General features: G+C 70.2%; 20 protein-coding genes and 1 pseudogene. 14 read left to right on the top strand and 7 right to left on the bottom strand.

Annotated features, from left to right (window positions below; genetic code table 11):
- Nucleotides 1–78: 78 nt before the first annotated feature.
- The 3 genes from SPHPHY_RS0116735 (at nucleotide 79) to SPHPHY_RS0116725 (ending at nucleotide 4,833) form a co-directional block, all read left to right on the top strand.
- A complete protein-coding gene (locus SPHPHY_RS0116735; protein WP_028057046.1) occupies nucleotides 79–819 on the top strand; it encodes a Crp/Fnr family transcriptional regulator in 741 nt (246 codons plus the stop codon).
- A gap of 58 nt (nucleotides 820–877) precedes the next feature.
- Complete coding sequence (locus SPHPHY_RS0116730; protein ID WP_028057045.1) at nucleotides 878–4,216, top strand: glycosyltransferase; 3,339 nt, start codon at nucleotides 878–880, stop codon at nucleotides 4,214–4,216.
- A gap of 191 nt (nucleotides 4,217–4,407) precedes the next feature.
- Complete coding sequence (locus SPHPHY_RS0116725) at nucleotides 4,408–4,833, top strand: VOC family protein (protein WP_022687837.1); 426 nt, start codon at nucleotides 4,408–4,410, stop codon at nucleotides 4,831–4,833.
- Nucleotides 4,834–4,854: 21 nt separating this feature from the next.
- Here the strand turns inward: SPHPHY_RS0116725 and SPHPHY_RS0116720 are convergent, their stop codons facing one another.
- From SPHPHY_RS0116720 to SPHPHY_RS20475, 3 genes are read right to left on the bottom strand one after another with little or no spacing between them, the layout of a single operon-like run.
- Nucleotides 4,855–6,018, bottom strand: a complete 1,164-nt coding sequence (locus SPHPHY_RS0116720) for a glutathionylspermidine synthase family protein (protein ID WP_022687836.1) — start codon at nucleotides 6,016–6,018, stop codon at nucleotides 4,855–4,857.
- 6 nt (nucleotides 6,019–6,024) lie between these two features.
- Nucleotides 6,025–6,765 carry a PspA/IM30 family protein gene (locus tag SPHPHY_RS0116715; RefSeq protein WP_022687835.1) on the bottom strand — a complete coding sequence of 247 codons (741 nt, stop codon included), beginning with the start codon at nucleotides 6,763–6,765 and terminating at the stop codon, nucleotides 6,025–6,027.
- A gap of 15 nt (nucleotides 6,766–6,780) precedes the next feature.
- Nucleotides 6,781–7,206 (bottom strand): YjfI family protein, encoded by a 426-nt coding sequence (locus SPHPHY_RS20475; protein ID WP_043130112.1) that lies wholly within the window; start codon nucleotides 7,204–7,206, stop codon nucleotides 6,781–6,783.
- 99 nt (nucleotides 7,207–7,305) lie between these two features.
- On the opposite strand from SPHPHY_RS20475, the gene SPHPHY_RS0116705 reads away from it, so the two are divergent.
- The 6 genes from SPHPHY_RS0116705 to SPHPHY_RS0116680 all read left to right on the top strand — a co-directional run bounded on the left by SPHPHY_RS0116705 (nucleotide 7,306) and on the right by SPHPHY_RS0116680 (nucleotide 12,737).
- Entirely contained in the window at nucleotides 7,306–7,947 is a 642-nt protein-coding gene (locus SPHPHY_RS0116705; protein ID WP_022687833.1) for a DUF2491 family protein, read from the top strand.
- A 134-nt stretch (nucleotides 7,948–8,081) separates the two neighbouring features.
- Nucleotides 8,082–8,495, top strand: a complete 414-nt coding sequence (locus tag SPHPHY_RS0116700; RefSeq protein ID WP_022687832.1) for a DUF350 domain-containing protein — start codon at nucleotides 8,082–8,084, stop codon at nucleotides 8,493–8,495.
- Nucleotides 8,496–8,505: 10 nt separating this feature from the next.
- Nucleotides 8,506–9,135, top strand: coding sequence for a DUF1190 domain-containing protein (locus SPHPHY_RS0116695; protein WP_022687831.1), 630 nt, complete (start codon nucleotides 8,506–8,508; stop codon nucleotides 9,133–9,135).
- Nucleotides 9,136–9,207: 72 nt separating this feature from the next.
- On the top strand, nucleotides 9,208–9,984 hold the full coding sequence (locus SPHPHY_RS0116690) for a metallophosphoesterase family protein (RefSeq protein ID WP_022687830.1): 777 nt from the start codon (nucleotides 9,208–9,210) through the stop codon (nucleotides 9,982–9,984).
- A 166-nt stretch (nucleotides 9,985–10,150) separates the two neighbouring features.
- Nucleotides 10,151–12,421 carry a ribonuclease R family protein gene (locus SPHPHY_RS0116685; protein WP_028057042.1) on the top strand — a complete coding sequence of 757 codons (2,271 nt, stop codon included), beginning with the start codon at nucleotides 10,151–10,153 and terminating at the stop codon, nucleotides 12,419–12,421.
- A gap of 10 nt (nucleotides 12,422–12,431) precedes the next feature.
- Nucleotides 12,432–12,737 carry a hypothetical protein gene (locus SPHPHY_RS0116680; RefSeq protein WP_022687828.1) on the top strand — a complete coding sequence of 102 codons (306 nt, stop codon included), beginning with the start codon at nucleotides 12,432–12,434 and terminating at the stop codon, nucleotides 12,735–12,737.
- Between the two features lie 6 nt (nucleotides 12,738–12,743).
- Here the strand turns inward: SPHPHY_RS0116680 and SPHPHY_RS0116675 are convergent, their stop codons facing one another.
- Entirely contained in the window at nucleotides 12,744–17,207 is a 4,464-nt protein-coding gene (locus tag SPHPHY_RS0116675; protein ID WP_028057041.1) for an AAA domain-containing protein, read from the bottom strand.
- Between the two features lie 287 nt (nucleotides 17,208–17,494).
- On the opposite strand from SPHPHY_RS0116675, the gene SPHPHY_RS0116670 reads away from it, so the two are divergent.
- The 3 genes from SPHPHY_RS0116670 to SPHPHY_RS0116660 all read left to right on the top strand — a co-directional run bounded on the left by SPHPHY_RS0116670 (nucleotide 17,495) and on the right by SPHPHY_RS0116660 (nucleotide 20,504).
- Nucleotides 17,495–18,736 (top strand): TerD family protein, encoded by a 1,242-nt coding sequence (locus SPHPHY_RS0116670; RefSeq protein WP_022687826.1) that lies wholly within the window; start codon nucleotides 17,495–17,497, stop codon nucleotides 18,734–18,736.
- Nucleotides 18,737–18,746: 10 nt separating this feature from the next.
- Entirely contained in the window at nucleotides 18,747–19,826 is a 1,080-nt protein-coding gene (locus tag SPHPHY_RS0116665; protein WP_022687825.1) for a DUF475 domain-containing protein, read from the top strand.
- Nucleotides 19,827–19,925: 99 nt separating this feature from the next.
- Nucleotides 19,926–20,504 (top strand): TerD family protein, encoded by a 579-nt coding sequence (locus SPHPHY_RS0116660; RefSeq protein WP_022687824.1) that lies wholly within the window; start codon nucleotides 19,926–19,928, stop codon nucleotides 20,502–20,504.
- 130 nt (nucleotides 20,505–20,634) lie between these two features.
- Here SPHPHY_RS0116660 and SPHPHY_RS22825 read toward each other — a convergent pair.
- Nucleotides 20,635–20,775, bottom strand: a pseudogene (locus SPHPHY_RS22825) (metallopeptidase TldD-related protein); the annotation flags it as partial.
- A gap of 366 nt (nucleotides 20,776–21,141) precedes the next feature.
- On the opposite strand from SPHPHY_RS22825, the gene alr reads away from it, so the two are divergent.
- Nucleotides 21,142–22,191 (top strand): alanine racemase, encoded by a 1,050-nt coding sequence (alr, locus tag SPHPHY_RS0116655; RefSeq protein ID WP_028057038.1) that lies wholly within the window; start codon nucleotides 21,142–21,144, stop codon nucleotides 22,189–22,191.
- 93 nt (nucleotides 22,192–22,284) lie between these two features.
- On the opposite strand, the gene SPHPHY_RS0116650 is transcribed toward alr, so the two are convergent.
- The gene (locus SPHPHY_RS0116650; RefSeq protein WP_419554976.1) at nucleotides 22,285–23,280 is read right to left on the bottom strand and encodes an alpha/beta fold hydrolase; all 996 of its coding nucleotides are present in this window, start codon (nucleotides 23,278–23,280) and stop codon (nucleotides 22,285–22,287) included.
- 100 nt (nucleotides 23,281–23,380) lie between these two features.
- On the opposite strand from SPHPHY_RS0116650, the gene phaR reads away from it, so the two are divergent.
- Nucleotides 23,381–23,944 (top strand): polyhydroxyalkanoate synthesis repressor PhaR, encoded by a 564-nt coding sequence (gene phaR / locus SPHPHY_RS0116645; protein WP_022687821.1) that lies wholly within the window; start codon nucleotides 23,381–23,383, stop codon nucleotides 23,942–23,944.
- A gap of 64 nt (nucleotides 23,945–24,008) precedes the next feature.
- On the opposite strand, the gene SPHPHY_RS0116640 is transcribed toward phaR, so the two are convergent.
- Complete coding sequence (locus SPHPHY_RS0116640) at nucleotides 24,009–24,800, bottom strand: class I SAM-dependent methyltransferase (RefSeq protein ID WP_022687820.1); 792 nt, start codon at nucleotides 24,798–24,800, stop codon at nucleotides 24,009–24,011.
- Between the last annotated feature and the right edge of the window lie 3 nt (nucleotides 24,801–24,803).

Genomic DNA, 24,803 nt, shown 5'->3' with positions numbered 1-24,803 from the left:
CATCACCTTAAAACGGATCAGCGTTTTGGGTGGCAAGGTCGCGTTAGGGGCAAGGCAGTGCTTTCCGGGAACCCTCCTGTGCCAGATTGCTTGCCGCTCCACCGTTTCGAGGAATTTCTGCCGCTGCTGGATGTCGACCGCCAGGCGATCCTGGCCATGGGCGAAGCGCCCGTCGAACTGCCGCGCCACGCGATGCTGCGTCGCGAGGGGGAGGTGCCGCGTCACGTCTACCTGCTGCTCGCCGGCTGGGTGGCCTCGTCGGTGCTGCTGCCCGGCGGCGAGCGGCAGATTGTCAAGTTCCACCTGCCCGGCGACCTGCTGGGCGGCCCGAGCATGTGCCTGGCGCAGGCCGCCGATACGCTGACCGCGCTGACGCCGGTGACGGTCAGCCGCGTGCCGCTGCCGGTGTTCGGCGCGCTGTTCGCGTCGTCACCACGTTTCGCCGCCGCGATGTTCCTCAGTGCACAACGCGAGCGGGTGGCGTTGATGGACCGGCTGGCGGCGGTCGGGCGCACCGCGGCGATCGCGCGGGTCGCCGCATTGCTGCTCGATCTCGATGAGCGGTTGGGCGCGGCGGGGCTTGCGAAGGGCAAAGGCTTCGACCTGCCGGTGACGCAGGAGCATATCGGCGACCACGTCGGGCTGACGGCGGTGCACGTGAACCGGGTGTTCCGGCAGATGGTGGACTCGGGATTGATCGCGCGCGACCGCCAGCGGATCGTGCTTCTCGACCCCGTGCGATTGAAGGGCATGTCGGCGCGACAACAACGGGTGATGGCGCGCGATAATAGCTGGCTGTTGCGCGAGGCAACGGCTTAACGCGGTGTAGTTAACCGCTTCTTCGTCCTCGACCCGTATCGGCACGCTATCGATCGGGATGGGACGGACAGGCGTGGCGATTTTCTACGATGCCAGCGGGCGGCGCGCGCGCTGGGTACGCCTCGCGCTGGGGGCGGCGGTGGCGGTGCCACTGCTGTTGGCCGCGCTGCTCGCCGCCGCGATCCTGCGCCCGATGCACGGGACGGCGCCGCACTTCGCCGCGGCGGCTGACGCGCCGCACGGCCGCGTGGCGACGATCCCCGTGGCGATCGAGACGGGCGCGTGGTTGCCGGCGCGCAGCGGCGCGCGGTTGAGCGGCGGGACGATGGGCTTCTACATGCCGTGGGATGCGCCGTCGCGCCGCTCGCTGGAGGCGCATGTCGGCGAACTGGCGTGGCTGGTGCCCGGGCTGGCAACCGTCACCGGTGCCGATCATCGTTTCGTCGCGGAGGAAGACCCGTTCATGCGGCAGGTCCTGGCGCGCGCTGCGAAGCGCCCGCGCGTGCTGCCGATGGTGCAGAACGCCACGGCGGACGGCGGCTGGGACGGTGCGGGCACTGCCGCGTTGCTCGCCGATCGCGCCGCCCGTGCGAAGCTGGCCGGGCAGATCGTGGCGTTGGTGACGCGCGAGCAGGGTGCCGGGGTGATGCTCGACCTCGAGAGCCTGCCCGCGAGCGCGCACCTGGATTACCGCGCGTTCCTGTCCGAGTTGCGGAAGCGTTTCGCGCCGCATGGCTGGCTGGTGACACTCGCCGCTCCGGTCGCCGATCCGGATTGGAACCTTCGCGCCTATGCAGCAGTCGCCGACCGCGTCGTGTTGATGGCGTATGACGAGCATTGGATGGGCGGCGCGGCGGGGCCCATCGCGTCGCAACCGTGGTTCGCGCGCGTCGTCGCGGGCGCCGTGGCGCAGGCCGGTGCGGACAAGGCGATCGTTGCGATCGGCAGCTACGCCTATGACTGGGACGGCCGCACCACTCTTCCGCTCGGCATCGCCGATGGCTGGGCACTGGCGGCGCGCGCGGGCGTCGTGCCGGAATTCGATGCAGCCAGCGGCAACAGCCACTTCGCCTACGATGCGGCTGGTCGACATCACGAGGTGTGGCTGCTGGATGCGATGAGCGCGGCCAACGAGATGGCGGTGGTGCACCGCACCGGCGCAGCCGGGGTCGCGCTGTGGCGGCTGGGCAGCGAGGATCCGCATGTGTGGCGCGCGCTGTCCGGCGCCTCGCACCCCGATTTGCGAGCATTGCCGGCGCCCGTGGGTATCGCGGTGCGCGGCAGTGGCGAGATCATGCGCATCGCCGCCGAGGCGGGCGCGGGCGAGCGGCAGGTGCGCTGGGACGGGCCGCTGGTGCGCGCGGCGCGTTATGTGCAGTTACCTCAACCCGACACCGTCGAGCGTACCGGCGCGCAGCGGCGACAAGTGGCGTTGACCTTCGACGACGGACCGGATCCGGCGTGGACTCCGCAAATCCTCGACGTGCTGGCGCGCGAGAAGGCGCCGGCGACATTCTTCGTGACCGGCGCGAATGCGCTGGGGCAGGGCGCTTTGTTGCGGCGGATTGTCGCGCAAGGCAGCGAGCTCGGCAACCACTCGACCTCGCATGCCGATCTGTCGCGGCGTTCGGAGCGGGCGATCGCGTTGGAGCTGAAGGCGACCGAACGCGTGGTGGAGGCGTATACCGGGCGCAGCATGACGCTGTTCCGTCCGCCGTTTCTGGGCGATGCCGATCCGGATCGCCGCGATGAATTGCATGCAACGCGCGTTGCGGCGCGGCTGGGATATCTGACGGTCGGGCTCAACGTCGATCCGCTCGACTGGCAGGGACCGCCCGCGGCGACGATCGCGCGGCGGGTGATCGCGCAAGTGACGGCGGGAACCATCGAGCGGCCTGCGCAGATCGTGCTGCTCCACGATTCGGGCGGCGATCGGACGCAGACGATCGCCGCGCTGCCGTTGATCATTCGCGGCTTGCGCGCACGCGGCTATGATTTCGTGGCGGTCTCGACGTTGGCGCGGCTGGCGCCCGCGGCGGTGTTGCCGAAACTCACGGGCACCGCGGCCGCGGATGCCGCGGGAACGCGCGGGCTGTTCGATGGCCTTGCGTGGTTGCGCGACGCGGGCGCGACGCTGTTCGCGGTCGTGATCGCGATCGGCATGGCGCGCGCGGTGGCGCTGACGGCGCTGGCGCTGTGGCGAAAGAAGCGCGAGGGGGTGGTCGATGGCGCGCCGCATCTGGTGCCGAGCTTCGTTTCGGTGCTGATCCCCGCCTTCAACGAGGCGCGGGTGATCGAAGCGTCGGTGCGGCGCATCCTGGCCAGTGTCGGCCCGCGCGTCGAGGTGATCGTGATCGACGACGGCTCGACCGACGCCACCAGCGCGGTGGTGGCGCGCGCATTCGGGATCGATCCGCGCGTGCGGCTGCTGACGCTGGAGAATGGCGGCAAGGCGCGCGCGCTCAACACGGCGTTACGCCACGCGCGCGGCGACGTGGTGATCGCGCTGGATGCCGACACGCAGTTCGAGGACGACACGATCGCCAAGCTGGCGCGGTGGTTCGCGGACCCGCGGATCGGCGCCGTGGCGGGCAACGCCAAGGTCGGCAACCGCACGAACGTCGTCACGCGCTGGCAGGCGCTGGAATATGTGACCGCACAGAACCTGGAGCGGCGCGCGCTGGCGGCGATGGGCGCGGTGACGGTGGTGCCGGGTGCGGTGGGGGCGTGGCGGCGCGTCGCGCTCGACGCGGTCGGCGGCTATCCCGAGGATACGCTGGCCGAAGACCAGGATCTGACGATTGCGGTCCAGCGCGCCGGCTGGCGGGTGGCGTGCGACAATGACGCGGTCGCATGGACCGAGGCACCCGAGACGGTGCGCGCCTTGTTCAAGCAGCGCTTCCGCTGGGCGTTCGGGACGCTGCAATGCCTGTGGAAGCATCGTGGCGTGCTGGGACGCGCCGGCGGGCTGGGCCGTATCGGCTTGCCGCAGGCGCTGGTCTTCCAGTTCCTCTTCACGCTGGCTGCGCCGTTGATCGACGTCGCATTGCTGCTGGGCGTCGGGGGCACGGCGTGGCGGGTGCATGACCGTGGCTGGGATGCGGCGGGCGGCGACGCCGTGACGGTGGCGACGTTCTGGGCGGCGTTCGCGGCGGTTGACCTGGCGTGCGGGTGGATCGCGTATCGGCTCGACGGGCGCGAGACGCGCTTCCCGGCGCTGCGACTGTTGATGCAGCGGTTCGGATATCGTCAGTTGCTCTACGCGGTGGTGCTGCGGGCACTCTATGTCGCCGCGACCGGCCCCAAGGTCGGCTGGGGCAAGCTGGAGCGCTCCGGCAGCGTGGCGCTGGTCGAGGCGGACGCACCGACGCCGGAACCGCTGCGGGCGGCCGCCTGACCGCGTTTTGTAAACGAACATTGCCGAATGTTGCGAATGTTGAGACGCCGGCGCGGTTTTCGCATGGGACGGCCGGTGGCATCATCCCGTGATAATGCCGCAGGTGCTGCGGTGTAGGACAGACCATCGTGGGGACTGGCGCGACGCCGTAATGTCGGTAGCGTAGCGCTTTATCTGCCGGAGCGTTGCCGATGTCGTTGTTATCCGCCCTGTTCGTGCTCGCCGCCGCCGCCCAGGGCGAGCATGTCGCGATCCAGGCGAGCGACCTGGACCGCAGCGCCACCTTCTATCGTGAGGCGTTCGGGTTGCGTGCGATCACCACGCCGCTGACCAACCGGCGCTGGTTCGACCTCGGGCATGGTTTCGCGCTGCACATCCTCGACGGACGCACGTCGCCCAAGCCGTCGAATATCAACGAGCATCTGGCGATCCATGTCGACGATCTGGCGGCGGTGACCGCGTGGCTCGATGCGCACAAGCGGGCGTGGACCGACCTGGCCGGGAAGCCGCGGACGATGCAGACGCGGTTCGACGGGGTGCGGCAGATCTACACGCAGGACCCGGACGGTTATTGGCTGGAAGTCAGCGACACACGCGGGGTTGCTGCGAAAGGCTGAGAGCGCGCGATCGGCTAAGGGTCAGACGATCGCGTGCGGTACGAAGCGGGCGAGGTCGCGCGTGATCGGGCCGTCGTCCTCGCGGATCGACATCGCGACCGGCTCGTCGCCGACGATCCACGAGCCGATCACCGCATGCTGGCCATCGAACACCGGGAGCGGGCTGAGCGCCTGGACGATATGGCCTTCCTCGCCATAGCCGCCGGCCGGGCCGCGCGCGTCGGCGGTGCCGTCGTGAAGCTCGATATCCCAGCCTTCCCGGGAAAACAGCGGCTTGCGGACCCAGCGCGCACCGACCGCGGCGACGCCGGCGGTGTCGTCGGCGAAGGCGGCGGGGAGGAGATTGGGGTGCCCGCGATGGCGATCCCATAGCAGCGGCAGCATGCCCTTGTTCGAAAGCAGCGCCTTCCACGCCGGCTCCAGGAACATCGTAGTGGTCGCGGGCAGGTGCGCGGCATACGGTTCACGCAGCATGTCTTCCCAAGGATAAAGCTTGAAAAGCGCTGCGATCAGAATGCTTTCCTCGTCCACGAACTGGCCGTCGGCGTCGACGCCGATCCGGTCGATCGCGACGAACGCGGGATCCAGCCCGGCCTGTCGCGCGGCATCCTCGAGGTAGCGGACGGTCTGGCGGTCCTCTTCATGGTCCGCGACGCTGGCAAAATGCAGCGTACTTCCGGGAGTTAGCAGCGCGCCGAAGCGGCTGACGAGGGCGTCGTGGAGGCGGTTGTACTGGTCGGCGTCGGGCGGCAGGGTGCCGTCGGCGATGCGATCTTCCAGCCATTGCCACTGAAACAGCGCGGTCTCGTAGATGCTGGTCGGCGTATCGGCATTGTATTCCAGCAGCTTGGCCGGGGCCGTGCCATCATAGGCGAAGTCGAAGCGGCCGTAGAGCGAGGGGGCGTTCGCCCGCCACGACGCCGCGACCATGTCGCGCATCCCGGCCGGAATCGCCAGCCGGTGCATCAGGGTGTCGCTTTCGACCACCTCCGCGACCAGTTGGTGACACATCTGATGCAGTTCGGCGCTCGGCGTTTCGATCCGCGCCTCCACCTCGTCGAGCGAGAAGCGATAATAAGCGCGCTCGTCCCAATAACGCTGGCCGTCCATGTGGTGGAAGGTGAAGCCCATCGCGCGGGCGGTATCCTCCCACCCGGCGCGCTCGCCGGTGACGATGCGCTCCATCGCGGGTCAGCCGCCGGACTTGTCGTCGAGGCGCCCGGTTTCGCGTCGGGCCTCGCCGCCGTCGCGCGGGGCGGACAGACGGGCGAGGATGTCGTCGGCGCTCGACGATCCCGGCAGCAGCCCGGCCTTCTCCAGCTTGGCATCGAGGTCGGCGCCGGTGCGCATGTCCTCCAGCTCGGCCGAGGCGCGGAACTTCTCCTCGCGTACCGCCTGCCGCTCCTTGAGGCGTGCGAGGCTGTCGGCGGCCGAGCCCAGTTGCGACTGCGCGCCGTGCGTGTTGCTGGCGATCTGCGCCTGCGCCTGCTGGACACTTTCGTTGGCGCGCACGACGTCGACCTCGCGGCGCAGCGCCTCGATCTTGCCGTCGCCGGCCTTGATGATCCCGCGCATCCGGTCCTCGGCCGAGCGCATGTCGGCGACCTGCGGATTCTTCGCGTTCAGTTCGCGCTCGATCGTCGCGAGCCGCTCGGCGACCTCGCGCGCGAGGTCCATGTCGCCGCGCCCCATCGCCGCGCGCGCCGACGCCTCGTACTTGTCGCGCTGCGCGCCGAGCTGCTCGATATCCTTTTCGATCAGCCGGCGCTTGGCGGTGACGGTGGCGAGATCGTCGCGCGCCTTGGCCTGCGCCGACCCGGCATCGCGGATCTGCTGGTCGAGGATCGTCAGCGCGCGCGCGTCCACCACCGACTGCCCGGCCTCATGCGCGGTGCCGCGGATCAGCGTGACCAATTGCTTCCACATCGACATGACCTTCCAATATCCTCAGGCAGCAGCGAACGCGTGGCGCAGGTCCGCGGCGGCATCCAGCGCGTTATGGGCGAGCGCGCGCAATTCGATCAGCACCGTGCGCAACGACGATTCGACCGAAAGCTCGCCAATCAGCTCGTAATATTCGCGCCCGTCGACCTCGGTGATCGCGAAGTTCGACAGTGGCACCATCTTCTGCGCCTTGAGCAGGAAATGGTTGAAGGCGGCGGCATCCGGCATCTCGTCGACCGGCCACAACAGGCTGGAAACGACGATCTGTTCGCCCGCGCAACTCACGAAGATCGCGAGGTCGCCATGTTCGCGCATCGTGACGCGCAACACGTCGCCGACCTGCTCGACCTGCAATTCGTCGCTCCGCTCCGAGGCGCCCAGCGCCTCCACCAGCCGCTCGATCGTCCACCGTTGCATCGTATCGGTCACGCTGACAGGCCCTCCGTGTGCTTGACACTCCAAGCATAAGCCCGCAGCCTTTGGCAAGGCGGCAGACGGCCCGATCGGGCGAATGGAGATACAAGCGGCATGATCTTCGGCGGCCTGTTCGGCGGCGGACGCGAGACGGCGCGGGCGCAGGTGGCGGTGGTGCGCGACGTCACCATCGGGCGGATGGTGCGGCTGGACGCGCTGGCGTGGCGACGGCTGGCCGGCGGCACGTTCACGCTGGACCGCGACACGCTGGAGATCACCGCGCAGGGGATCATCAAGCTCGACGACGGCGGCGGCTACGTCCACCGTTTCTACACCGACGACGAACTGATGTTGCAGGCCGTCAGCCAGCAACCCGACGGATCGGACGCCGACGACTTCACGCTGTTCCGGCCGTGGTCGTCGACCTACGCCACCGGCGGGTGGGACGATGCGGCGTTCCGCGAGCGGCTGAGCCAGCCGGTGTGGACCGAGGCCGGGCTGCCGCCGTTCCGTCGCTTCTGGTACGACGGCGACGAGCGCGTGCAGGCGCCGGTGCAGCTGTGGGAAGCGCTGTATTACGAGCGCGACGGCGAGCCGGTGAAACATATCCGTCAGCAATGCATGCTCTATGTGCGCGATCTGGCGCCGGAAGGGCAGGAGTTGCTGCTGGCGCTGTCGGCCCGTCCGGAGGGCGGCGATACGACGCACGACATCATGATCGGCCTGCCGCTGTCGCCGGCCGAATTCAGCGCCTAGGACGTGACGGTCTGCGTCGGCAGGGCGGCGCGCACCGGATTCCGGATTGCGTCGCCATGCTCGCAATGACGGTTCTAACCGACGCCGTGCTGCCCTAGATACCGGGCATCGTAGAATCAAAGGGGACGCGCACCATGCTGGATACCAACGCCTTCCTGTTCGGTGCCGGGCATTTCCTGCTCGCGTTCGGGATCGCCTGCCTGTTCCTCGCGGCCTTCAAGTGGCTGTATCAGGTGTCGACGCCGTACGACGAGCGACGGCTGGTCGCCGAGGGCAATCTGGCGGCGGCGATCGTGTTCGGCGGGGCGATCGTCGGCTTCGCGCTGCCGCTGGCGTCCGCGCTGGAGGTGACCGCCAATCCGATCGAGTTCGTGGCGTGGGGCGTGCTGGCGGGCGTGATCCAGGTGATGGCGTCGTTGGTGGTGCGGCGTATCGTGATCCGCGATCTGGTGGCGCGGATCGAAACCGGCAACGTGGCGAGCGCGGTCTATATGGCGGCGACGTCGATCGCGGTCGGGCTGCTCAACGCCGCGTGCATGACCTATTGAGGCTTTGGCGATGACCGACTTTCCCCTGCCGTCGCGGCGCAAGCGCTCCGCCGCCGCCGGCCTGACCGCGGCCGGCGCGCTGGCGATGCTGTCGGGATGCGACGGCACGCCCGACCAGCAGCAGTTCGGCCCGCCGACCGAGGTTTCGGCGTTCAAGACCGTCGACGAGTGCGTCGCCAGCGGCGCGTTCGCGAAGGTGACGTGCGAGAATGCGCAAAAGGAAGCGGCGACCACGGACGGCAAGGCCGCGCCGCGTTTCGAGAACAAGAACCTGTGCGAGGACCAGTTCGGATCCGGGCAGTGCCTGGCGCGCAACGACGGCGGGCAGAGCTTCTTCGTGCCGTTGCTGACCGGGTTCATGATCGGGCGGCTGCTGGACGGCTCCGGCTATCGCTACAACGGCCTGTATCGCAACAATCGCGACAGCCGCTGGTACACGCCGTCGGGCGCATGGCTGTACGGCGGCGGCTATGGCGGGCGCGGGTACAATTACCAGGTCGGATCGCGCGCGGTCACGGCGCCGATCACGACGCAGCGCATCCAGACGCGCAGCTCGGTGATCTCGCGCGGCGGCTTCGGCGGGCGCGTGTCGGCGCGATCGAGCGGCGGCTGGGGCGGCGGACGCTCGTTCGGGGGGTGACGCAGCCGAAGGCGGGGTTGGTGCGTTCGCTGCCGGGATGGCCGAAAACACGGCAGGCGAAAAAGGACACGGATGACCCGGCTTTTCCACGTCAGCGACGTTCATTTCGGCGCCGAGGACCCGGCGGCGGTGCGGTGGTTCCAGGAGGTGGTCGCCGCAGAAAAGCCCGACGCGGTCATCATGACCGGCGACCTGACGATGCGCGCGACCAAGCGCGAGTTCGATGCCGGCGGCGCATGGCTGGCGAGCCTGGGCGTGCCGGTGACGGTGGAGGTGGGAAACCACGATATCCCGTATTACTGGGATCCGCTGCGGCGGCTGTTCGCACCCTATTCGCGCTACGCCGCGGTCGAGAAGATGATCGAGCGCCCGCTGGAGATCGACGGCATCACGATCGTGCCGCTGAAGACGACGGCCCGCGCGCAATGGCGCTGGAACTGGTCGAAGGGGCGGGTGAGCACGGGATCGCTGCGGCGGGCAATGGCGCTGGTCGAGGCGGCGCCGCGCGGAAACCTGATCTTCGTGGCCGGGCATCATCCGTTGATCGACGGCGGGAGCCAGGGTACCGCGAAGACGAAGCGCGGCGACGTCGCACTGGCGGCGCTGGCCGATGCCGGGGTACATGCCGTGCTGTCCGGGCACGTCCACGATCCGTTCGACATGACCTATGAGCGCAACGGCTGGCGGGTGCGGATGATCGGGGCGGGAACGCTGTCGAAGCGGACGCGCAATTCGCCGCCGGCGTTCAACGAGATCCGCGTGGCGGGGGATCGCTTCGAAACGCTGGTCCGCACAATGTCGGCGGAACCGGCGCATCCGATCAGCGGGATGACGTCGGCGGGGCGGTAGGCGGGGGAAAGGGCGCTTTTCCCACGAAGGCGTCCGACGTCAGGCGCGGTTTACGCTTCGTCGGCGTCGAGCGAGGCCTCGACGGACCCGGGCTGCCTTCAAGTCGGACGGCAGCGAAGCGGCGTCGGCATTGGCTTTCCCGCGCCGCAACCCCTATCTCGCATCCGTGCCAAAGAAACCCAGCCCCGGCCTGCCGACGCGCGAGCAGATCCTCGACTTCATCACCGGATCCGCGACGCCGGCCGGCAAGCGCGAGATCGCGCGTGCGTTCGGCCTGACCGCGCAGCAGAAGATCGCGCTCAAGGCGCTGTTGAAGGACATGGGCGACGAAGGATTGATCGACGCCGCGCCCGGCCGCGCCTTCCACAAGATGGGCGGGTTGCCCAAAGTGACGGTGCTGCGCATCGTCGACGTCGACAGCGGCGGGAACGTGTGGGGTGCGCCGGAGCGCTGGGAGGCGGACGTGCCGGCGCCGCGGATCCGCGTGCGCGATCGCAAGGGTGGCGCGCTGGGCGTCGGCGAGCGCATCCTGGCGCGAACCGAGGAGACCGGCGGCGGCTGGACCGCGCACCCGATGAAGGTGCTGGCGCCGACGTCCGAGCAGGTCATCGGGGTGCTGCGGCGCGAGGGGGACCGCCTGTGGTTGCAGGGTGTCGAGAAGAAGGAGCGTCGCGAATATGCGGTCTCCGACGCCGGCGAGGCGGCCGCGGGCGATCTGGTGATGGCCGAACTGGCCGGGCGGCCGCCGCGCGTCACCGCCAAGGTGGTGCAGCGGCTGGGCGATCCGTTCGCGCCGCGCAGCTTCTCGCTGATCGCGATCCACAAGCACGGCATCCCCGATACGTTCGCGCAGGAGGCGCTGGACGAGGCGCAGCGCGTCGCGCGGCAACCGTTGGGGACGGACCGCGAAGACCTGACCGCGATCCCGATCGTCGCGATCGATCCGGCCGATGCGCGCGACCATGACGATGCGGTGTGGGCGGCGCCCGACGACGATCCCGCCAATGCGGGCGGGTGGAAGGCGATCGTCGCGATCGCCGACGTCAGTTTCTATGTCCGGCCCGGCAGCGCCATCGACCGCGAGGCGCGCGCGCGCGGCAATTCGGTCTATTTCCCCGACCGCGTGGTGCCGATGCTGCCCGAGGTGCTGTCGGCGGACGTCTGTTCGTTGAAGGCCGGCGAGGATCGCGCGGCGCTGGCGTGTCACTTGCAGGTGTCGAAGCATGGCGCGCTGAAGGCGTGGCGCTTCACGCGCGCGGTGGTGCGGCTGGCGGCGAACATCGCCTATGAGGAAGCGCAGGCGGCGATCGATGCGCGCGCATCCGCCGGCGGCGACGGGCCGGCGGCGGCCGGTGGCGGCTTCGACTGGGATGCCGCGTTGACGGAAACCGCGCTGGTGCCGCTCTGGGAATGCTGGCGCGCGCTGGCGGAAGCGCGCGACAAGCGCGAGCCGCTCGACCTCGATCTGCCCGAGCGGCGTGTCGTGCTGGACGAGAAGGGGCGGATCATGTCGGTCGCGCCGCGCGACCGGCTGGATGCGCACCGGCTGATCGAGGATTACATGATCGCCGCCAACGTTGCCGCCGCCAAGGCGCTGGAGGCGAAGAAGGCACCGGTGATGTACCGCGTGCACGAGCCGCCGGCGCGCGAGAAGCTGGTGGCGCTGAAGGATTATCTCGAAACGTTCGACGTGCCGTTCGCGCTGGGGCAGGTCGTGAAGCCGGCGATGTTCAACCGCATCCTGGAACGGGTCGGCGATGTGGCGTTCCGCCCCGAGATCATGGAGCAGGTGCTGCGCACGCAGACGCAGGCCTATTACGCCCCCGCCAACCACGGGCACTTCGGTTTGTCGCTGGGCAGCTACGCGCATTTCACGTCGCCGATCCGCCGCTATGCCGACCTGATGGTGCACCGGGCGCTGGTGTCCGCTTATGCGCTGGGTCCGGGCGGGCTGAACGGCGACGAGGATTTCGAGCTGGCCGGCACGACGATCAGCAAGCTGGAGCGCCGCGCGATGGAGGCGGAGCGCGAGACGATCGACCGCTATGTCGCCGCGTTCCTGAGCGAGCGGGTGGGCGAGCTGGTCGAGGTGCGGATCACGGGCGTGACCAACTTCGGGTTCTTTGCGACCGTGGACGGGATCGGCGGCGACGGGTTGATGCCGGTGCGCGACCTGGGCGGCGAGTATTTCCGCTTCGACGAAGCCGCGCGGCGCCTGATCGGCGAGCATAGCGGCGAGGAATATGCGCAGGGGCAACGGCTGGAGCTGCGGCTGGCGGAGGCGAACCCGGTTTCGGGGGCGCTGCGCTTCGAGCTGCCGGAGGGCCGGTACGGCGGCGCGATGCGCGACCGGCCGGAACGCGGCGCGAAGCCGCCGCGCGTGCTGAAGCGGCGTGGGCGCCCCGGCAACCTTCGCCACCAGAATCGCAGGAAGTAGAGGAACGCGCATGTCCGGCACCATCATGGCCGCATTGATCGCCAAGGCCCGCAACCGCGTGGCATGGCACTTCACCTCCGCCGGCGCGACATCGAAGGAGACGGCGACGCGCTTCGAAACGCCCGCGGCGCGGCTCGACCGGCGCGTGTTCGAGCGGATGGTGGCGTTCGGCGCGATCGAGAAGACGCCGGCCGGTCTCTACTGGCTAAACGAGGAGCGGACGTCCGATTATCGCAAGGAATCGCTGGCGCGGGTGCTGGGGATCCTGGCGATCGCCGGGTTCGCCGCCGCCGGCGCGATGGCGATCGGCGGATAGGCGCGGCTACACCGCGACCAGCCAGGCATAGGGCACCGGGCCATCGTGCGCGGGCGTGCTGCGCCAGCGGCGGTGCTCGGTATGACGGCCGGGCGGGAGCGCGGCGCCGGTTTGCGGCACGATCCCGCGCGCAGCGAGCAGCGCGACCAGCTCCGCGACCACGGCGTCGCGTTCGCGCACGAAGCGGGACGCGAAGCAGCGCCAGATCGTCCAGCCGGCACGCTCCAGCATCCGCTGCCGCGCCATGTCGTCGGGCCATTGTTCGGGACCATGGAAGCGGTCGCCGTCGCATTCGATCGCGAGGCGGCGGTCGTCCGCCCCCTCGACCACGATGTCGATCCGCTTCGTGCCGACCGCGACCTGCGTGTCGACGCGATAACCGCGTTCGACCAGCAGATCGTACATCGCCTCCTCGAAGCCGGATTCGCACCGCGCGCGCCGTTCGGCCGCCTGCGTGGTGTCGCCCGCGAACGGCGCGTGGAAATGCTCGATCAGCGAACGGCGCAGGCGGTCGGCGGGGCGCAGCTCCTCCAGCTCGACCGAACGGACCAGCACCATCCGGTCGCGCGCGCGTGACGCCGCGACGTTGAAACGCTGTTCATAGCCCAGCCCGGACAGCGGCGAACTGCCGCGATCGGCCACCAGCGACACGAACATGATGTCCCGCTCGTCACCCTGGAACGCGGCCGGCTCCCCGACGCGGATGTCGTGGCGCAGCATCGCCTCCGCGCCGATCACCTGCTCGATCGCCTGCATGATCGCGCCGGCCTGTTCGTGGCCGAGCAGCGTGGTGACGCCGATCGAGCGGTGCGCGAGCGCGGGGTCGTCGACGATGCGGCCGATCTGCTCGACGATGCAATCGACCTCCGGCGGGTTGATCTTGCCAAGGCGGTGACCGTCCTCGACCAGGATGTCGACCAGTGGCGGATCGAGCCGTTCGCTGGCGCGCGGCAGGCGCAGCGGGACCAGCTGGTGGCTGTAGAATTGCGCCTTCGCATATTCGATGATCGGCGCAACGCAGCGGAAATGCTCCTTGAGCATGATCGCGCCGCCCGCGAACACGACGGTGCCGAGGTCGAACAGCGACTTCTCCTCACGCAACGCGCTGCGATAATCGGCGACCTGCCCGGACAGATGGCGCTCGGCGAGCAGGTTCATCCGCGCCTCCTCGCGGAAGCCGGCGTCGGGGCTGACCTGCCGGTCGTCGCCGACGATCAGCACCTGCCGCGCGCGCAGCAGGGCGGGGAGTGCGGCGATCGTCGATTGCGACGCCTCGTCGATGACGACGAGGTCGAACAGCCCGAGTTCGGCGGGCAGCGATTCCGACACGCGGTAATGCGGCATGATCCAGCACGGCAGCGCGTTCTTGGCGCGGTCCGCGGCGGCGCGGGCGTCGAGCCGGTAACGCGCGGCGCGCACCCCGGTGCCGCGACCGATCCGGCGCATCGCCTGCGCATAGGCGGCAAGCGCGGCACGGACCTGATCGCTCGCCTTTTCCGCCAGCCCGAGCCATGTGCGCGCCTCGATCGCTTCCTCATAGGCGCGGGCGAGCTGTTGTTCGTGATCGCTGCGCATGGTGCCAAGCGCGCGCAACCGATCGTGGCGATCGACCCGCGCGAGCCAGGTTGCGAGCCGCCGCAGCGTCCAGCGCGCGCGCCAGTCCGCCGGGGTGGCGGGATCTTCGATGCCGGTGACCGGCTCGGTCCGGCAGCGCGTCGCCCACGCGGGCGCGCCGTTTTCCGCGATGCCGGCGGTGACGTCGCGGATCGTCGCGAAGGCAGGGGCGAGCGCGCGGAGCGCGGCGGCCTCGTCGAGCGCGGCCTGCCAGCGGCGGGCGAGGTGCGCAGCGTCGATGCCGGGTGCCCCGACCATCTCCGACAAGATCGCGCGCCATTCGCTGCCGGGAAGGCCTGCGACCGCTTCGACCCGGCGACGCCATGCGGCGAGCGTCGTCCGCCCCGCCTCCAGCTTCGCCAGCCGCACGTGACGATCGATGACGTCGAGCAGCGCGCCGGCGGCGGCGTCCTCGCCGGCCAGCGTGCCGGCCCAACACGGCAGGAGGCGACGGACGGCAACCGTAGCGGCGTCTTCCTGCGCGACGACGGCACGCCAGCCGGCGGCGCGGGCGAGTTCGCGCTTCATCGCCTCGGCGACCGCGGGGTCGTGGCCGGCGACGGGGGCGAGACCGGCCAGCGCGGCGGCGTGGTTCCAGGCCGCCGACAGTCGCTCTGCCGCGGCGATGGCGGCGAGATAGCGCGCGACCTCACCCCAGTCCGCGGCGGTGCCGGGTGCGCGGCCGCTGAGCCGCACGGCCGCGAGCTGCGCCACGACCGGGCGCGCGAACAGGCTGTGGAGCAATCCCGGTTCCGCGCCGGCGGCGCGGCGCGTGATCCAGTCGCGGAGCGCCGGATCGGGGTCCGCGGGAAGCGCGACCGGTCGGGTGATGAAGTGTCGCGCCTCCGCCGCCAGTGCCATCGCCTCCGCCTCCAGACCGGCAATCGCGGTGAGTGCGGGATCGTCGCGATCGGTCCGCCAGCGCGCGAGCAATGCAGCGTCGCCGGGATCGGTGGCGCGCCGCCATGCCGCGCGCAGATCGGCGAGCAGCGCGCGAACGGCGTCGAGCGCGGCGGCATCCGTATCGCCGGCCAGCCGGTCGTCGGGGCCGATCGCGCGGGCGACCGTGCTGGCGTCGCACAGATCGTGGTGGAGTGCGGCGACCGCGGCGGCATCGGGCAGGTCGGCAGGCGGCGGTGCATCGCCGAGCGCGGTGACGCGGCCGCCGACCTGCTTGCGGGCGCGGCGCAGGCGCGCGACGGCTTCCTCGTCGAAGGCGGGTTCGTGCGCGGCGACGATGTCGAGCGGGTCGGACAGCCATGCAGCGTCGTCGCTGGCCGCGACCACGCGCCGTGCCGCGTCCGCGGGCGTGATCGTCGCGCCGTCGATCGTCGCGGCGGTCATCGCGCCGCGGCCGATGTCGTCGACTTCGCGGTCGATCGCCGCCAGCCCGCGGTGGAGCGCGTCGATTCGCGTGTCGAGCGCGGCGATCTGCCGCCGGGCATCGGCGGGGCGGGTGCGGTGGATGCGATCGGCGATGACGTCGACCGATTCCTGGAACTGCTTCAATCCGTCGCGGTCGCTGTCCAGCAGGCTGACCGCGAGCGGCCGGACCGCGGCCGGCAACTTGTCGCGCAGCACCTTGAGCGCAGGCGCCTTCTGCGACGTCACCAGCACGCGCTTCCCGGTGGCGAGATAATGGCTGATGATGTTGGCGATCGTGTGCGTCTTGCCGGTGCCGGGCGGCCCCTGCACCACGACGCCGGGACGCACGCCGAGCCGGCGAACGACCTCCACCTGCTCGCGATTGAACGGCAGCGGGAAGAACAGGTCGTCGCCGGTGCCATCGGCGCTGGTCACGCCGGGAATCGTCGAGACGCCACGGCACGGCGCATAGTCCTCGGAGGCGGGAACATCGGCGGGCGGCTGGACCAGCACGCGCACTGCCGCGGGCAGATCGACGGCATCGTCGATGGCATGGCGGAAGCGGTGCAGGTCCTCCATCAACTGCGTCGCGCGGCGCGGACGCTCCAGCAGCACCCACGTATCGTCGACCTGCAACGTGCCGGGCGGCGGGGCCGGGCGCTCTCCGAGATCGGGGAGGTAATGGCCGTCGGGATCGAGCAGCGCGACCGCGCGGCGCAGGATCGGGGCGACATCGTCGGGCGCGAACGGGGAGATGCTGCCGGCGAGAGCGTCGAGCTGAGCCTGCGCGACGCCGCGCCATTCATCGACCCCCGTCACGTCGAGCGCGTCGAGCGCGGCGGTTTCCAGCAACGGCGGAGTCTCGCTGCGCGGGCGCAGCACGATGGCGTGGTCCGCGTCGTCCAGCGCGAGTTCGACCGCGACGGTCAGCAGCGGATGGTGCAGCCGACCCGGAGGGCGCGCCCAGCGCGCGATGCCGATGCCGACGACCAGCTCGACCGGCTGCGTGGCGGCGCCGTCGAGCGCCTGGCGCAGCGCGAACAGCGCATTGTAGAGCGCGATCGTCTGGCGGCGGAGGTGTTCGTCCAGCGACCACGGCGTCCACATCGTGCGGCGGTACACCGCGAGCGCGGCGTCGATCGCGTCGCGCGCCGGCAGATCGGCGAGGCGCAGCGGCGTGCCGGTGCCGGGCAGGGCGCGTTCGACATGGAGCGTCGGCGGCGTCGCGGGATCATCGCGCAGGTCGATCCAGTCGCGGAGCGCGGTGTCGACGGGGATCGGCGGGGCACGGCGCGCGAGCCGCTCGACACGCAGCCACACCGGCTCCCCGGCATCGGCCACGTTGACGAGCACGGCGGGCAAGCGCAGCAGCTCGTCGCCGGCACGGCGGAAGCCGCGATAATCCGCCATGTCGATGACGCGCGGCAAGCGATCGCGCTCGCTCGCCTCCACGTAATCGATCAGCGCCTGCAACCGTTCGCGCTCCGTCATCGTCCGCCCATGCCCCCCGCCGCCGTCGCCATTCGTCGCCGACCCGGCTAGCCGCCGATCCCCGCGCGTGTCGGGAAGATTGCGCGAAAACGGATGTATCTGTGCGGCGCGGTGATTGCGGCGCCGGGAACATCGCGGCAACCCAGGCGCGACCGGCGGCATCCATTCGGGTGGCGGCGAAGGGGGATCGAGACGATGAATTTGCGGCTGCGACAGGCCGTCTGTCCGGTGCGGGCAGGCGGGGGGAGACGTACGCACGACGCCTGCGTGAGCGGACGCCGCGACGGATGCGGGCACCGCACGTGGTGACGGTGCTGTCGCGCGGCGGGAACGCGCCGGTGCCGGCCGGGCCGCTGACGACCGCGTTCGACTGGACGATCGCGCCGGATCGCCCGGATCGCCCGGATCGCCCAGATCGCGATGTCCAGGCGGATGCATCGGCGTATCTGCTGACGGCCGGCGGCACGGTGCGCGGCGATGCCGACATGATCTTCTACAACCAGCCCGAAGGGGCGGCGGGCGCGATCCGCTACGCCGCGGAGCTGGGGCGGCGCGGCGGCTTCTCGGTCGACCCGGCGCGCTTGCCGGCGGCGATCGAGCGGGTGGTGTTCTGCGTCACGGTTCATGAGGCGCAGGCGAAGGGACAGACGCTCGCGCTGCTGGGCGACGCGTCGATCGACGTCGCGGATGGCGCGCTGCGCTTTGCGCCCGCGCTGGCGGCGGCACCCGAGGCGGCGATGATCTTCGGCGAATTGTATCGCCGCGGCGGGGAGTGGAAGTTCCGTGCGGTCGGGCAGGGGTTCGCGGGCGGGCTGGCGCCGCTGGCGCAGTCGTTCGGGATCGACGTGGGCGAGGCGGCGGTCGCGGCCGTGCCGCCCCCACCTCCGCCCCCACCTCCGCCCCCACCTCCACCCCCACCTCCACCTCCACCCGTGGACCTGACGAAGGTGACGCTCGACAAGCCCGGTCAGGCGGTCAGCCTGGAGAAGCGCGGCGGCGGGTTCGGCGAGATCATCGTCAACCTGAACTGGTCGCGCGGGCGCAAGGGCTTTTTCGGCGGCGGCAGCGCGATCGACCTCGATCTGGGTTGCCTGTGGGAACTGGCGGACGGCCGCGCGGGCGTGGTGCAGGCGCTGGGCCGCGGGTTCGGCGACTATGACGACGCGCCGTACATCGCGCTGTCGGGCGACGACCGCACCGGCGACGACGCGCAGGGCGAGACGCTGCGCATCAACGGTGCACGCTGGAGCGAGATCGCGCGGATTCTGGTGTTCGCCAACATCTACGACGGGGTGCCCAACTGGCGGCAGACCGACGGCGTGGTGCTGGTGACGATGCCCGACCAGCCGCCGGTGGAGGTGCGGATGAGCGAGGGGCGCGACGACCGCCGGCTGTGCGGGGTGATGCTGATCGAGAACGACGGCGGGCGCCTGAAGGCGACGCGCGTCCTCGACTATGTCCGTGACCAGCAGGTGCTCGACGAGCGCTTCGACTGGGGATTGCGCTGGGTCGCGGGCAGCAAGGACTGAGGGGAGCATCGTGCTGCAATATTTCAAGGGATCGCTGGCGTTCACCGCCTTGTGCCTGGCGATCGGGGCCTGGCTGGGCTGGACGATCACGCACGATGTCGCCGGAACGCTGGGCATCGTGTGGATCGTCGTCGTGCTGGGCGTGCTGGAGGTGTCGCTGTCGTTCGACAATGCGGTGGTGAACGCCACCGTGCTGCGCGACATGTCGCCGACCTGGCAGCGGCGCTTCCTGACGTGGGGCATCGTGATCGCGGTGTTCGGGATGCGGATCGTGTTCCCGCTGGTGATCGTCGCGGTCGCCGCGCGGCTGGGGCCGGTCGATGCGGTGCGGCTCGCCGCGACCGATCCGGTCACCTACGAGCGGATCATCACCGGCGCGCATGTCGGCATCTCCGGATTCGGCGGCGCGTTCCTGGCGATGGTCGGGCTGACGTTCTTCCTGGACGAGGACAAGGACACGCATTGGATCGCGCCGGTCGAGCGGCGCTTCGCGGGGCTTTCGCGCATCTCGGGGCTGGCGATCGCGATCGTGTTGCTTGCGCTGTTCGGTATCTCGCGGCTGCTGGGGGCGGACGCGGCGCTGACGTTCCTGACGGCGGGACTGTTCGGGCTGGTCGCCTATGTCGCGGTGCAGGCGATCGGCGCGGTGATGGAGAGCGACGGGGCGGCGGCGGGTGCGGGCGGCGCGAAATCCGGGCTGGCGGCGTTCCTGTACCTCGAGGTGCTTGATGCCAGCTTCTCCTTCGACGGCGTGATCGGGGCGTTCGCACTGTCGAACAACCTGTTCGTGATCGCGTTGGGGCTGGGGATCGGCGCGATGTTCGTCCGGTCGATGACGGTGATGCTCGTCGATCGCGGGACGCTGACCGAATACCGCTACCTCGAGCATGGCGCCTTCTACGCGATCATCGCGCTGGCGGCGATCATGCTGATCTCGGTGCGGGTCGAGGTGCCGGAGACGGTCACCGGGCTGATCGGCGCGGCGTTCATCGGGCTGGCGTTCGTCGCATCGGTTCGCGCCAATCGCCACGCCGTGGCGCTGGAAGATGCGGTGCCGGTCGGACCCGGCGGCGAGCGCTTGCGCGCCTGACCTATCCACAGCCTGTCCACGCGCCGCCAACAGCTTGTGCCGCGGTTGTCCACGACCTCTCCACATACTTATCCACAGTTTCTCAACAGGAGTACGATCATGTCAGTCAGTCTGTCGAAAGGCGGCAATGTCAGCCTGAGCAAGGAAGAGCCGGGGCTGACCCGCATCCTGATCGGCCTCGGCTGGGACACGCGCAGCACCGATGGCGCCGGCTTCGACCTCGATGCCAGCGCGTTCCTGCTCGTCGCAGGTGACCGGGTGCGGAGCGACGCCGACTTCATCTTCTACAACAACCTGCGCAGCAGCGACGGTGCGGTCGAGCACACCGGCGACAACCGCACCGGCGAAGGCGACGGCGACGACGAGGCGCTGACGGTCGACCTGCCGCGTGTCCCCGGTGAGGTGCAGAAGATCGCGGTGGCGGTGACGATCCACGACGGCGAACCGCGCCGGCAAAACTTCGGGATGGTCTCGAACGCCTTCATCCGCATCGTCAATGACGCGACCGGCCGCGAGATCGCGCGCTACGACCTGACCGAGGACGCCTCGACCGAGACGGCGATGATCTTCGGTGAAGTGTATCGCCATGGTGCCGAGTGGAAGTTCCGCGCGGTGGGGCAGGGCTATCAAGGCGGGCTGGCCCCGCTGGCGCGCAATTACGGGGTCAATATCGGGTGAGACGCCGGGGTGGCGAGCGCGCGTGCGTACCGTTTTTGCCGGCGGGCGCGTGAGGACGCTGCGCGGTCGGTGGAGGGGGCAGCATTCGGCGACCGTCGCGGCATCGCGGAGGCCGGGTGCCGCTGTGCTGGATGTCGACGATCAACGTCGCGACCCGCACCTTGCCTGGCTCCATGTAGAGGTTGCTGGTCGACACGCCCGGTGCTCCGGCGATCCCGCGCACGGCATGGCCGGTCGGCTCCGGCCATCATTGCCGCGCCGACGCGCTGTCCTTGCGTGCTGGCGGCCAACGCCGCGTCGCGTCGCCGCCCCCAGCCTAGCCGCCCCCGCCTTGCCGCTCCCGCCTTGCCGCCCCCGCCTTGCCGCCCCCGCCTTGCCGCCCCCGCCTTGCCGCCCCTCGCCTCGCCGCCCCTTGCCCTGCCGTGAAGATGCGGCGACGGCTTCGGTCACTGGCCTTCGTCATTCGGTGGACGCAGGCCCGGGCGCGATCGTGAGTGCCGATGCGCGCGGTATCGCGACGCTGGGCCGTGCGCGGCGGGGAACGACGCGGCGATGCACCACGCGCGCGACGGCGCGATGCACCGCGTGCGACATCGGAGAGTGGCGCGCGGGCGGCGCAGACGCTAACCGGCTGCGGATGTCGCATCGTCCCAACCGCCTGTACCTTTCCTCCGACGCGCTGGTCGCCAACTGGCGCGCGCTGGCGCGGTTGAGCGGCGTGGCGGCGTGCGGGGCGGCGGTGAAGGCGGACGGCTACGGGCTGGGTGCGCGCGCGGTGGTCGAGCGGTTGATCGGCGCAGGCTGCCGCGACCTGTTCGTGGCGACATGGGCGGAGGCGGACGGGCTGGCCGATCTGGCGGACGCTGCGGGCGTGTCGCTGGTGGTGCTGCACGGGCTGCGCGAGGCCGACCTGCCGATGCTGGGGTCGCTGCCGAAGGTGCGGCCGGTGCTGAGCACCGCGGCACAGGTCGCGCGGTGGCGGGACGCCGCGCCGGGGCGGCCGTGCGACGTGATGGTCGACACGGGCATGAACCGGCTGGGCATCGCGCCGGGTGAGATCGTGGCGGGGTTGCTCGACGGCGTGGACGTGGACACGTTGATGAGCCACCTGGCGTGCGCCGACGAGCCCGCGCATGCGATGAACGAAGCGCAGCGCGCGCGGTTCGCGGCGCTGGCGGGGCGGACGGCGGCGCGGCGGATGAGCCTCGCCAATTCGGCGGGGATCGCGCTGGGTGCGGACTATCATTTCGACCTGACGCGCCCGGGGCTCGCCTTGTACGGCGGCGTGCCCGCGGCGGGACTGACCGGCGCGATCTGCCCGGTGGCGACGATCGCGGCCGAGGTATTGCAATGCCGGGTGGTGCGCGCCGGCGAGACGGTCGGCTACAATGCGACGTGGCGTGCGGCGGTGGACACGCCGGTGGCGATCGTGAATCTCGGTTACGCCGACGGTTATCGCCGTGCGCTGTCGGATCGGGGGTGCGCGTTTGCTGGCGACGCGCCGTTGCCGGTGATCGGGCGCGTGTCGATGGACCTGCTCGCGCTCGACGCGCGCGCCGCTGCGGTGCGCGAGGGGGATTGGGTGCGCTTCGACGACGATCTGGTGCATGTCGCGGCGGCCAGCGGGGTAAGCCAGTACGAATTGCTGACCGGCCTGGGGCAGCGCTACGAGCGGCATTGGTCGTAGGCCGTTACGGGCAGCGGCGCTGTTCCGCGCGAGCGTGCTATCGTCCGATCGCGCGGCGTCTTCCTGTCGGACGGGCAGGCTTTGCTGCACGCGTCACGCGTGAATCGTGCGAAGCCAGGCGATCAGTGGATCCCATAGTAACGTCTCCGCCCGGCTGCCGACCATCATGCCCACGTGGCCGGCGTCGACGTCGTGGCGGTCGGGCAGGCCGATCGCCGTGGCGGCGGGGACGATGCGGTCGGTAAGCGAGACGAACTCGATCGTGGGGCAGCGCAGCGACAGCGGAGCGACGGTTGCCGCGCCGGCCTGCCAGTCGCCGCGTCCGGTGCGGTCGGCGGCGAACAGCGTCTCGAACAGGTCCGCGCCCGCGGCGTAGGTGAGCGGCGCACCGCCGTTCGCCCAATCCTCGAGCTGCACGAACCGCGCCGCGGCGTCGGCGGGCATCGTGGCGAAAGCGGCGTATTTGGCGATCGTTCTTGCGGGATCGAGTTGCCAGAACGCGGTCTGGAGCACCTCCATCGGCACGACGCCCAGCGCACGACAGCCGGGGGCGACCCGCGCCCAGAAATCTGCGAGTGCGGCGCGCGTCGCTTCGCCATAGCCGGCGAAATGCCAGGGGGTCGCGATCGTCGCGACGCCGGCGACCCTGCCGGCAGGCAGCGCGGCCGCAGCAGCCAGCGCCAGCGTACCGCCGAGGCAATAGCCGACCAGCAATGGCGGGCGATCGAGTCGCGCGAGCAGCGGCAACAGGCGGCGCGTGACGTGGCCGGCGAGGTCCAGCCCCGCATCCTGCGCGCGGGGCGTGCCCCAGTCGAGCAGCCACGGGTGGAAGCCGGCGGCGGCGAGATGCGCGACCAGCGAATGGCCGGGGGCGAGATCGAGCACGAACGGCGGATTGATGAGCGAGGGGACCAGCACGACCGGGGGCGCGTCGCTGCCGCGCACTCCGTCACGCAGCCGCGCGGCGCCGCTGCGATAGCGGACCGGACGCGCGCGGCGAGCGCGGCGCGGCGCTTCCTGATACCGGCGCAACCCGGCAAGCGCCGCAGCGGCGCGTTCGGGGGATGCTGCGGTTTCGCGGCGCAGCATCTCCAGGAACAGCGGCAAAGGACGCGGGCCGTATTGCCCGTGTTGCAGCGCCACATTTTGTGCAATACGGCGAACAGGCTCGGTCATGGGATCTCGCGCGATGAAGAAGCAGCACGCCACCGACGGGGTGGTGATCATCAAGAAATACGCCAACCGCCGGCTCTATAATACCGAAAGCTCCTCCTACATCACGCTGGAACATCTTGCCGCGATGACGCGCGAGGGTCGCGAGTTCAAGGTGGTCGACGCCAAGAGCGACGAGGACATCACGCACAACGTCCTGACGCAGATCATCATGGAGGAGGAAAGCCGCGGGCAGACGATGCTGCCGGTCAATTTCCTGCGCCAGCTGATCGCGCTGTACGGCGATTCGATGCAGGCGATGGTGCCGGATTACCTGGAGGCGTCGATGGACAGCTTCCGCCGCAACCAGACGCAATTCAAGACCGCGGTCGAGGGCGCGTTCGCGGGCTCGCCCTTCGCGGACATCGCCAAGCGCAACCTGGAGATGTTCGAAGCGGCGGCACAGGCGTTCAAGCCCTCGGTGCCGGCCACGACGGCGGCGGCGGCGTCGGCCGTGAACGAGACCAAGGACGGCGAGATCGCCGCGCTGAAGGCGGAACTGGCGCGGTTGCGCGACAAGGTCGACAAGCTGGGCAATTGAGCGCCGGGCGCGGAAGCGGACATCGGGAGGACCGGCCGGCCCTCCCGAGGCATCCCGATCGCGCTCAGCGCGGCTTGACGAACTTCAGCGTCATGCGGTCGCTCTCGCCGATCGCGGCGTATTTGGCGCGATCGACATCCTTCTGCGCGTAGCTGGGCGGAAGCGTCCAGACGCCGCCAGCCCAATCGGCGGTATCCTTCGGATTGGCGTTCACCTCCGACCGGCCGGCAAGCCGGAAGCCGGCGGCGGTGGCATAGCCGATGACGGTGCTGGGCTTCATATATCCGCTCTTCTCCTCGGCGCCGGCGTCGCGCTTCTCGGGCAGGCGGTGCTCGACGACGCCGAGCGTGCCGCCGGGCTTGAGCATGCGGAACATCGCCGCGAACATCTGCCGCGCCTGATCCTCGCCGCCGAAGCGCCAATTGTGGACGTTGCGGAAGGTGAGCACGACGTCGGCGCTGCCATCGGGAACGGATGGTTGCCCGGCGGTGGCGGGAAGGGCGGCGAGCTGGACCTTGCCATAGGCCGCCGCGTCCTTGCCCTGCATGGCGCGCACGGCGTTCAGCCCGCGCTCCCATGGACCGGCGGCGTAATAGCGGCCGCGCGCGGCGGTGAGCGGCGCGAGGATCTCGGTATACCAGCCGGCGCCAGGCCAGACCTCGACCACCGTATCGGTCGGCTTGACCCCGAAGAATGCCAGCGTCTCCGCGGGATGGCGGTATTTGTCGCGCGCGATATTGGCGGCGGTGCGCGTCGGCGCCTTGACGGCCGCGGCGATCGGCGCGGGGACGGCGGGCGCGGCGTGGACCGCCGCGGCGGGCAGCGCGAGCAACAGGACGGGAGCGAGACGATGCATGGA

This window comes from Sphingomonas phyllosphaerae 5.2 (assembly GCF_000419605.1).
Lineage (GTDB): Bacteria > Pseudomonadota > Alphaproteobacteria > Sphingomonadales > Sphingomonadaceae > Sphingomonas > Sphingomonas phyllosphaerae_B.
Note: the sequence above shows the minus strand (reverse complement) of the source record. Positions and strands in the feature narration are given on the sequence as shown.

Excerpts from the sequence above, each read along its gene's own strand:
- SPHPHY_RS0116730 (WP_028057045.1), top strand. The coding sequence starts at position 878 with ATGGGACGGACAGGCGTGGCGATTTTCTACGATGCCAGCGGGCGGCGC.
- SPHPHY_RS0116725 (WP_022687837.1), top strand. The coding sequence starts at position 4,408 with ATGTCGTTGTTATCCGCCCTGTTCGTGCTCGCCGCCGCCGCCCAGGGC.
- SPHPHY_RS0116720 (WP_022687836.1), bottom strand. The coding sequence starts at position 6,018 with ATGGAGCGCATCGTCACCGGCGAGCGCGCCGGGTGGGAGGATACCGCC.
- SPHPHY_RS0116715 (WP_022687835.1), bottom strand. The coding sequence starts at position 6,765 with ATGTCGATGTGGAAGCAATTGGTCACGCTGATCCGCGGCACCGCGCAT.
- SPHPHY_RS0116705 (WP_022687833.1), top strand. The coding sequence starts at position 7,306 with ATGATCTTCGGCGGCCTGTTCGGCGGCGGACGCGAGACGGCGCGGGCG.
- SPHPHY_RS0116700 (WP_022687832.1), top strand. The coding sequence starts at position 8,082 with ATGCTGGATACCAACGCCTTCCTGTTCGGTGCCGGGCATTTCCTGCTC.
- SPHPHY_RS0116695 (WP_022687831.1), top strand. The coding sequence starts at position 8,506 with ATGACCGACTTTCCCCTGCCGTCGCGGCGCAAGCGCTCCGCCGCCGCC.
- SPHPHY_RS0116690 (WP_022687830.1), top strand. The coding sequence starts at position 9,208 with ATGACCCGGCTTTTCCACGTCAGCGACGTTCATTTCGGCGCCGAGGAC.
- SPHPHY_RS0116680 (WP_022687828.1), top strand. The coding sequence starts at position 12,432 with ATGTCCGGCACCATCATGGCCGCATTGATCGCCAAGGCCCGCAACCGC.
- SPHPHY_RS0116675 (WP_028057041.1), bottom strand. The coding sequence starts at position 17,207 with ATGACGGAGCGCGAACGGTTGCAGGCGCTGATCGATTACGTGGAGGCG.
- SPHPHY_RS0116670 (WP_022687826.1), top strand. The coding sequence starts at position 17,495 with ATGCGGGCACCGCACGTGGTGACGGTGCTGTCGCGCGGCGGGAACGCG.
- SPHPHY_RS0116660 (WP_022687824.1), top strand. The coding sequence starts at position 19,926 with ATGTCAGTCAGTCTGTCGAAAGGCGGCAATGTCAGCCTGAGCAAGGAA.
- alr (WP_028057038.1), top strand. The coding sequence starts at position 21,142 with ATGTCGCATCGTCCCAACCGCCTGTACCTTTCCTCCGACGCGCTGGTC.
- SPHPHY_RS0116650 (WP_419554976.1), bottom strand. The coding sequence starts at position 23,280 with ATGCTGCGCCGCGAAACCGCAGCATCCCCCGAACGCGCCGCTGCGGCG.
- phaR (WP_022687821.1), top strand. The coding sequence starts at position 23,381 with ATGAAGAAGCAGCACGCCACCGACGGGGTGGTGATCATCAAGAAATAC.
- SPHPHY_RS0116640 (WP_022687820.1), bottom strand. The coding sequence starts at position 24,800 with ATGCATCGTCTCGCTCCCGTCCTGTTGCTCGCGCTGCCCGCCGCGGCG.